The following is a 7,851-nucleotide window of genomic DNA, read 5'->3' as shown; positions in this document are numbered from 1 at the left end:
AGGTCGATCGCCTTGTCCGGCAGGTTACGGTCCTGGATGTACCGGGCCGAAAGCTCCGCCGCGGTCTGCAGGGCGGCATCGGTGATCGTCACATGATGATGGTTCTCATAGCGCTCACGCAGGCCCTTCAAGATCTCAATCGTTTCCGCGATGGTCGGCTCGGATACCTGAATCGGCTGGAACCGGCGTTCCAGCGCCGCATCCTTCTCGATGTACTTGCGGTATTCGTCGGTGGTGGTGGCTCCGATGGTCTGCAGCTCGCCACGCGCCAGCATCGGCTTCAGCATATCCGAGGCGCCCAACGCCCCGTCGGCCGAACCGGCGCCGACGATCGTATGGATCTCATCGATGAACAGCACGATGTCGCCGCGGGTCTTGATCTCCTTGAGCACCTTCTTCAGACGCTCCTCGAAGTCGCCACGGTACCGCGAACCGGCCACCATGGAACCCAGATCCAGCGAGTAGACCTGCTTGCCCTTCAGCGTCTCCGGTACGTCGCCGGCCTGGATCTTCTGGGCCAGGCCTTCGACGACGGCGGTCTTACCGACGCCCGGCTCACCGATCAGCACCGGATTGTTCTTCGTACGGCGGGACAGCACCACCATCACGCGCTCGATCTCGTTGGTGCGGCCGATGACCGGGTCCAGCTTGCCTTCCGCGGCCTCGGCGGTCAGGTTGCGGCCGAACTGGTCCAGGATCGCCGAACCGCTCTGGTTGCGCTTGTCGGCCACGCCACCGGCGTTCGCCAGATCGCCCTTGCCCTTCTCGCCGCCGGAGTTGCCGCGGATCAGGTCGATGGTCGTGCTGCGCAGCTCGCCCAGATCCACGTCCATCTTGATGAGCACCTGGGTGCCCACGCCCTCGCCCTCGCGGATCAGGCCGAGCAGGATATGCTCGGTGCCGATATAGCTGTGGCCGAGCTGCAGGGCCTCCCTCAGGCTCAGCTCCAGCACCTGCTTGGCGTGCGGGGTGAAGGGGATGTGACCGTTGGGGGCCGCGGTCCCCTTGCCGATCATCTCCTCGACCTGCTTGCGGGTGTCGTCCAAGGACACGCCCTTGGCGGTCAACGCCTTGGCCGCAATGCCCTCGCCTTCGCGAATCAGACCCAGCAGCAGGTGTTCGGTGCCGATGTAGTTGTGCTGGAGGGCACGAGCCTCCTCCTGCGCCAACACGATCACGCGCCGCGCACGGTCGGTAAACCGTTCGAACATGCTTGTCCTTCCAATTGTGATAGTCCACATCACTCTACCGATTCGCGGTGACGTTTATTTCCCGTTTCCCGCGAATTGCGCTGTGGACGCAAAACGTTGTCTCCTAGGCGTTCTGTGCAGTCGAATCGTCCGGATCCGCGGAATCGCCCGATTCGGATTCCGGTTCCGGCTCCACCCGCACGGACGTGTCAGTCTGGCTTCCGGACTCCCCGGCAGCATCCCGCGCGTCGGCGGATTCGGTCTCGGACCGTTCCGTGTCGGATCCGTCGGGCTCGTCATCCGCATGCTCCGCGGAGGGGACGACGTCGCCGCTCAGATCGATCGTCTCCTCGACCTGCGGCTGTTCAGCAGTCACCCCGGTCTCCTCCGTCTCGTCAACGTCGTCCTCGGCGGTCACGTTCGCATCGATGTCCTCGTCGGTGGCCTCGTCCTCGTCGCGGTCGTTGATCCGCTCGATGAGTTCAACCTCGGGACTTTCCTCGCGCGGGGCGTGGGCGATGATATCGATATGCAGATCATCGAATGCCGGTTTGGACTGCACCCACAGATGCGTCGGCTCCGGCGGTTCGATCTCCGAGTGCTCGCCGCACCCGTGGTCCAGCGACACCACGCGGCCGTCATCCGGGCTCCACTTATTCGCACACACGCCGAACAGCAGGTTCAGCTCGCCCTTCAGCGGCACGAAGAACCCGCAGGTGGCGCAGGTATGGCCTCCGGCCGTCTTGGTCGACAGCGACTTGGGGCCACGCGGCCCCTCGTACCAGCGCTTGGCGGTCTGGGAGCGCCCCAGGGGACTCATCACATGCCTGCGGGACAGGTCGAACTCCTCCACGGCATCATCCACGTCGGATTGCGCGGTCGCCGCAGCCTCAGAATCGCTCCCCTCCCCGGACTCGGCATCGGGGGGCGTCGGCACGTCCTCGGACGAAGCCACTTCATCGCTCGCCAGCACGGCTGCCGCGTTATCGGCACCATCCTCCGTCTGCGGCCGCTCATCGACCGGTTCGGTGCGGCGGAATCCCTCCTCCAGCCGCGGATCATCCGGATCGGTGCCAATCGAGTCGGTCACCGACAGATCGGTCGGTTCCAGACGATCCTTCCACGGCACCCATTCCGGCGGACGCAACGCCTGATCGGTGGGCACCAGCGACGATTCGTTCACCGTCCAACGGTCGAGCTCCTCATCGTGGAAAAGCGTCACCGACCACTGCCATCCCTCATACCCACGGTATTCGGTGGCGAACCGGAAGTCGGTCACGCCATCGCCCATGTTGATGGCTTCCACGAACGCGCCGACCTGATCCGGGTCATCGGCCATCGCTCGGGCCACGCTACGGGCGATCGTCTGTGGGTCCAGCATCATATCGGACATGTCCGCTCTCAGTCCTCCACGTCAAAGTTGTCGGCTACCGCGCGCAGCAACGTCGCCAGCTTCTTGCTCTCGGCGGCGGACGGGTACCGGTGGCGGCGCAGACCGTTGCCGGCCGCGTCCAGCAGCTTGATCAGGTCCTCCACAATGGCCGCCATGTCGTCAGGCTTCGGGCGGGTGGCCTTGACCAGGGACGGCGCGGAGGCGATCAGATGCACGTTCATGGCCTGCGGCCCCCTGCGGCCGTCAACCACTGAATACTCGACCTTGGCCCCCTTGCGTAGCGTGGTCACGCCCTTGGGCAGCGCCGACGCCGACATGAAGACGTCATCGCCCTCCTCGTTGATGATGAAGCCATATCCCTTATTCGCATCGAACCACCGCACACGTCCACTCGGCATCTCACACCTCGTCTCTGCTCTATACCTCTGGCACGGGCCCTCTGCCCGTGCCATCAAACCGACCTCTTATTCTACCTCACGCCATACCTATGCGGCCTATGGCGTAACGGCCCGCACTACGGCTTGCGTTCGACACCTCGCCTGTCCGGCTTATCCGGTTTGGAGGGTTTTGCGGATTTGGCGGATTTCGGGGCGAACAACGATTTACCGGACTTCTGCTGCTTGGCACCCTTGGCCGGTTTGCCGCCCGGCGCGCTCATGGCGGGGATCTCGACCGGAGCGATCGGCAGCACCACAACAATGGTCAGGCCGCCGCCGTCGGTCTGGCAAGCGCAGATGAACCCGTGGTGCGCCTTGACCACCGATTCCACAATCGCCATGCCCAGTCCGGTGCCGCCCTTCTGCCGGGCGCGCGAGGGATCGGCCGTGTAGAACCGTTCGAAGATGCGCGCCCGCGATTCGGCGGGCACGCCCGGTCCGTGGTCGCTGAAACGCACGACGGCGTACCGCATGCCCACGTGTACGGATTGGCCGACCTCGACGGCGTCCAGGAAATGCCGCAGCGACTGCTCCGTAGCCGGCATGCGGCCGAGTGAATCGCCGCCGATGGAGGCGATGACCTCCCCCATCGACACCTCCACCGGCGAGTCGGCCGGGGTGTACCGATGGATGTTGCCGACGATGTTCGTCACGACCTGGCGCAGGCGCGATGCATCCCCATGCAGGGTGATCGCGGGCAGATCCTTGAGTTCGAACATCAGACGCGACGGCTCGTCCCCCTGACGCGGCATGAATCCCACCGCACCGCAGGTGATGCCGCGTTCCGGATCCAGCGCGTGCAGGTCATCGGCAGCGTCCTTGACGATTGCGGTCAGGTTCACCTGCTGCGTGATATCGATGCCACGGCCTTCATCCAGCCTGGCCAATGACAGCAGATCCTCCACCAGCACGGTCATGCGGGAACTCGACGCCTCGATATGCGCGATGGATTCGTCGGCGCGTTCCAGGGCGCCGGGCATGTCGCGCTGCATCTTGTACAGTTCGGCGTACCCGTGGATGGCGGCCAACGGCGTGCGCAGCTCATGGCTGGCGTCGGAGACGAACCGTTTCATCTTGTCGGTGGTCTCCTGCTGTTCATGGAAACTTCGTTCGATCCGCGCCAGCATGGCGTTCAATGATGCCGACAGCGAGCCGATCTCCGTGTTCTCCGGCATGGCCGGGATGCGCTGCTTCAGATCGCCCGCGGCGATTTTGGCGGCGGTCTTCTCGATGCGCTTGAGCGGGGCGAGCGTGCCCTGCACCACCAGCATGCCGAGCACGCCGCCGAGCAGGACGACCGCCGTGCCGACCATGATGCAGTACCGTGTCAGGCTGGATATGGTGTCGATGGAATCGCCCAGCGGCAGTCCGATGAAGACGATATTGACGAAGTTGTCGTTCTGCATGACGCGCATCGCCACCACGCGCCAGGGGGCACGGGCCGTCGACAGCGTGGAACGGCTGGGGATCTCCCCGCTCAGGTGGACAATGGCCGAGGTGGTGAACGGTTCGCCGAACACCACGTCGCCCATGGTGCCGCTGGCCGGCAGGATCGGTTCCGACACCACGCCTTCGGCGATGGTCGGCTTCAGCGGCGTGGTCAGGATGTTGGCGTCGGTGTCCCTGATCTGCAGGAAATAGCTCGTCATGCCGGACGAATTCGTATCGCTGTCACGAAACGAGTTGATGTTCTGGAACACCAGGTTGGCCTGCTGGACGATCTGGGCGTCCACCTTCTCCAGCAGGTAGTTGCTCACCAGCTGGCGGATCGAGAACGAGATGCCGGCCACGCCGATGGTCAGCAGCACCAGCAGGGTGGTGACCAGCTTGGTGCTCAATGAGATGGCGTTCCACCGCTCCCTGACGATCCGCCTGATCGCGGACTCCTTGCCCGGGGTCTTGGAAGGTTTGCCGCTCCCCGGCACGGTCGGCGGCACGGAGGTGTCCGCCCCGGTGCCGTGGGCCGCAGTGCCTTCCTTGACCATCAGGCCCCCTGAACGGTCTTGGGAGCGCGGATCATATAGCCGATGCCGCGCTTGGTCTCGATCAGCGGCGCGACCTTATGCTGTTCACCGTTCTCGTCGGTGACCATGATGCCGTCGACCTTCTTGCGCAGATAGGAGATGTAGGACTCCACGATAGCGGCGTCCCCGCCCCAGTCGTACTGCCAGACGTGGTCGAGGATCTGCGCCTTGGACAGCACGCGGCCCTCGTTGTCCATCAGGTAGCGCAGCAGCTTGTATTCGGTCGGGCTCAGGTCGATCGACTGGCCGGCGCGGGAGACGTCGTGCGAATCCTCGTTGATCTCCAGATCGCCGACGCGGATGATCGGGTCGTCCTCCACCTGCTCGCGGGTACGCCGCAGGATGGCACGGATGCGGGCCACGACCTCCTCCAGGCTGAACGGCTTGGTCACATAATCGTCCCCGCCCACGGTCAGGCCCATCACCTTGTCCTGGGTGTCATCCCGAGCGGTCAGGAACAGCACCGGGGCGTCGATGCCCTCCTGGCGGATGCGACGGGTGACGGTGAATCCGTCGATATCCGGCAGCATGACATCCAACACGATCAGATCCGGCTGGGCCTTTTCGATGACCTCGATGGCCTCGGACCCGGAAGCGGCGGTCTGCACCTCGAATCCGGCGAAATGCAGCGACGCCACCAGCAATTCCCGGATGGACGGCTCATCATCCACAACAACAATCGATGCTTCAATGGTTTTGCTCATGCTTCCAGCTTCATCCCTTTGACTGACGTTTTCCTGAATGTTCGCTGTAGGTTGAGGTCAGGCGCTGTGACGGCCACGCGGTTTCCTGCGCAACGGCCAACGGGATTTCCGGGAAGCCGGCTCGGGTTCCCCAATCGGTTCCGATTCTTCGACCGGTTCCGTCTCGATCGGCTTCGTCTCCTCCACCGGTTCCGATTCGGCCGGTTCCGTCATCGCCTCGGTCGGTTCTGCTTCTGCCTCGGACAGTCCCGTGTCCTCGGCAACGGTTTCGGTCGTCTCCGCGGGTTCCGTCTCGTCGGACGGCTGCCGCCGACGGCGGCGCCGAACCAGCATGACGACCACGACGATCGCCAGAATCACCACCACGCCACCGAGCGCCGCCGCACCGATCACGATGACCGACGGCGAGGTGGCGGTGCGGTACACCACATTGATCTGTTCGATCATGTCCAGCGCCGAAGCGGACCAGTCGGGGGTGTCGTTCTCCACCAGCGGATCGAGTGCGGCCTGGGAGAGTTCATCCACCGTGCTCTGACGATGCAGCCATTCATCGGAGTTGGCCGACACCGCAACCACCAGGTTGCCGTCGTGCGAGGCCACGGCCAGCAGCACGGTATTGGGTTCCGGGTCGGTGGATTCCAGCACATCGCTGGCCCATTGATCGACCTGTCCCTCCCCTGCGCTGAACGACGACAGGTACAGCAGACGGACCGATACGCCCGTCTGTTCATGCAACTGGTCGATGGCATCGGTCACCTCGGTCACGTTGGATCCCAGCAGGTTCTCCGTATCCGTGATGGAGCTGGTGAGCGCACCGCCGTCCAGGTCCGGATCCGTGTCCTCCCCGGTCTCGTCCGCAAGGCCGACGGGAGTTATCCACATGATCAGCGCAAGTGTCGCAGCAAGTGCGGAAACCAGCCATTTGCAAGGATTGGACACCGCAGCGGACAGCCTGCGCGCCGTCAACCGTTCGACCACAATACCCGTTTTCCCATCCGCGTTATTCGATTCCGACATACCCTCCACCATAGCGGTCGGCTGAGTCAATGTCGTCCGCCCACGTCAGCCAGCAACCCCGAATACGGAAAGGAACATCATGGCACAGTATCAAGTGGATCCGGAACGAATCCAATCCTCCAGCGCGGCGGTCTCGGCATCAATCGCCTCGATCAGGGAGGCCACCGGAGGCATGGTCGCCAATCTCAACGCGCTGCAGGACGCCTGGCGCGGTACGGCGGCCACCCAGTTCGCGTCGGTGTTCACCCAATGGCATGCGGCGCAGCAACAGATGGAGGCCTCGTTGGAATCCATCCAGAACGCGCTGACCCAAGCCTCCATGGTCTATGCCGATGCGGAGATGCAGGCCTCCCGGCTGTTCGCGGCCGGATGATGGGCGGCGCCCACCCCAGAACGCACATCCGCGAACGCACATAATGCAGAAGGGAGACACCCGTTACGGGGTGTCTCCCTTCCGTTACGCTATGCGCATCCGCTGCCCCTTACCGGGGCGGCCGGATCAGTAGCCCATGTCGGCGTTGGCCGGAGCGGCTGCCGGCGGTTCCGGCTTGTTGGCCACCACGGCTTCGGTGGTCAGGAACAGACCGGCGATGGAGGCGGCGTTCTGCAGGGCGGAACGGGTCACCTTGACCGGGTCGGTCACGCCGGCGGCCAGCAGATCCTCGTAGGTGTCGGTGGCGGCGTTGAAGCCCTGGCCCTCCGGCAGCTCACGGACCTTGTTGAAGACCACGTCACCGGAGACGCCGGAGTTCTCGGCGATCTGCTTGATCGGGGCTTCGATGGCGCGGAACACGATGGCGGCACCGGTGGCCTCCTCACCGGACAGCGAGGTGATGGCCTCGTCGGTCTCGGCCTTCTTGGCGGCCTGGACCAGGGCCACGCCACCGCCGGGCAGCAGGCCTTCCTCGATGGCGGCCTTGGCGTTGCGCACCGCGTCCTCGATGCGGTGCTTGCGCTCCTTGGCTTCCACCTCGGTGGCGGCGCCGACCTTGATGACGGCAACACCGCCGGACATCTTTGCGAGGCGCTCCTGGAGCTTCTCACGATCGAAGTCAGATTTTGTCTCCTCGATCTGCTTCTTGATCT

General features: G+C 64.2%; 7 protein-coding genes and 1 pseudogene (1 of these 8 cut by a window edge). 1 reads left to right on the top strand and 7 read right to left on the bottom strand.

Going from position 1 to position 7,851, the window contains the following annotated elements:
* From B4C31_RS00330 to B4C31_RS00305, 6 genes are all read right to left on the bottom strand, one after another.
* Nucleotides 1-1,211, bottom strand: a 1,211-nt coding sequence (locus B4C31_RS00330) for a Clp protease N-terminal domain-containing protein (protein ID WP_291530860.1), incomplete at its 3' end; no start/stop codon positions are given.
* Between the two features lie 103 nt (nucleotides 1,212-1,314).
* The gene (locus tag B4C31_RS00325) at nucleotides 1,315-2,583 is read right to left on the bottom strand and encodes a DUF3027 domain-containing protein (protein ID WP_291530859.1); all 1,269 of its coding nucleotides are present in this window, start codon (nucleotides 2,581-2,583) and stop codon (nucleotides 1,315-1,317) included.
* A gap of 8 nt (nucleotides 2,584-2,591) precedes the next feature.
* The gene (locus B4C31_RS00320; protein WP_033506512.1) at nucleotides 2,592-2,981 is read right to left on the bottom strand and encodes a cold-shock protein; all 390 of its coding nucleotides are present in this window, start codon (nucleotides 2,979-2,981) and stop codon (nucleotides 2,592-2,594) included.
* A 116-nt stretch (nucleotides 2,982-3,097) separates the two neighbouring features.
* On the bottom strand, nucleotides 3,098-5,005 hold the full coding sequence (locus B4C31_RS00315; protein WP_291530858.1) for a HAMP domain-containing sensor histidine kinase: 1,908 nt from the start codon (nucleotides 5,003-5,005) through the stop codon (nucleotides 3,098-3,100).
* The gene (locus B4C31_RS00310) at nucleotides 5,005-5,748 is read right to left on the bottom strand and encodes a response regulator transcription factor (RefSeq protein ID WP_033506510.1); all 744 of its coding nucleotides are present in this window, start codon (nucleotides 5,746-5,748) and stop codon (nucleotides 5,005-5,007) included. Before B4C31_RS00310 ends, B4C31_RS00315 begins: the two co-directional genes overlap by 1 nt.
* Before the next feature lie 57 nt (nucleotides 5,749-5,805).
* A complete protein-coding gene (locus B4C31_RS00305) occupies nucleotides 5,806-6,765 on the bottom strand; it encodes a TPM domain-containing protein (RefSeq protein WP_051917095.1) in 960 nt (319 codons plus the stop codon).
* Nucleotides 6,766-6,844: 79 nt separating this feature from the next.
* Between B4C31_RS00305 and B4C31_RS00300 the strand changes: the two genes are divergently transcribed.
* Entirely contained in the window at nucleotides 6,845-7,138 is a 294-nt protein-coding gene (locus B4C31_RS00300) for a WXG100 family type VII secretion target (RefSeq protein WP_033506508.1), read from the top strand.
* Between the two features lie 126 nt (nucleotides 7,139-7,264).
* Here the strand turns inward: B4C31_RS00300 and B4C31_RS00295 are convergent.
* Nucleotides 7,265-7,851 (bottom strand): annotated as a pseudogene (locus B4C31_RS00295) (chaperonin GroEL) (it continues 1,098 nt past the right edge of the window).

Origin of the sequence: Bifidobacterium sp. UBA4282 (genome assembly GCF_002394995.1) — a bacterium.
In the GTDB taxonomy this organism is placed as follows: domain Bacteria; phylum Actinomycetota; class Actinomycetes; order Actinomycetales; family Bifidobacteriaceae; genus Bifidobacterium; species Bifidobacterium pullorum_B.
Note: the sequence above shows the minus strand (reverse complement) of the source record. Positions and strands in the feature narration are given on the sequence as shown.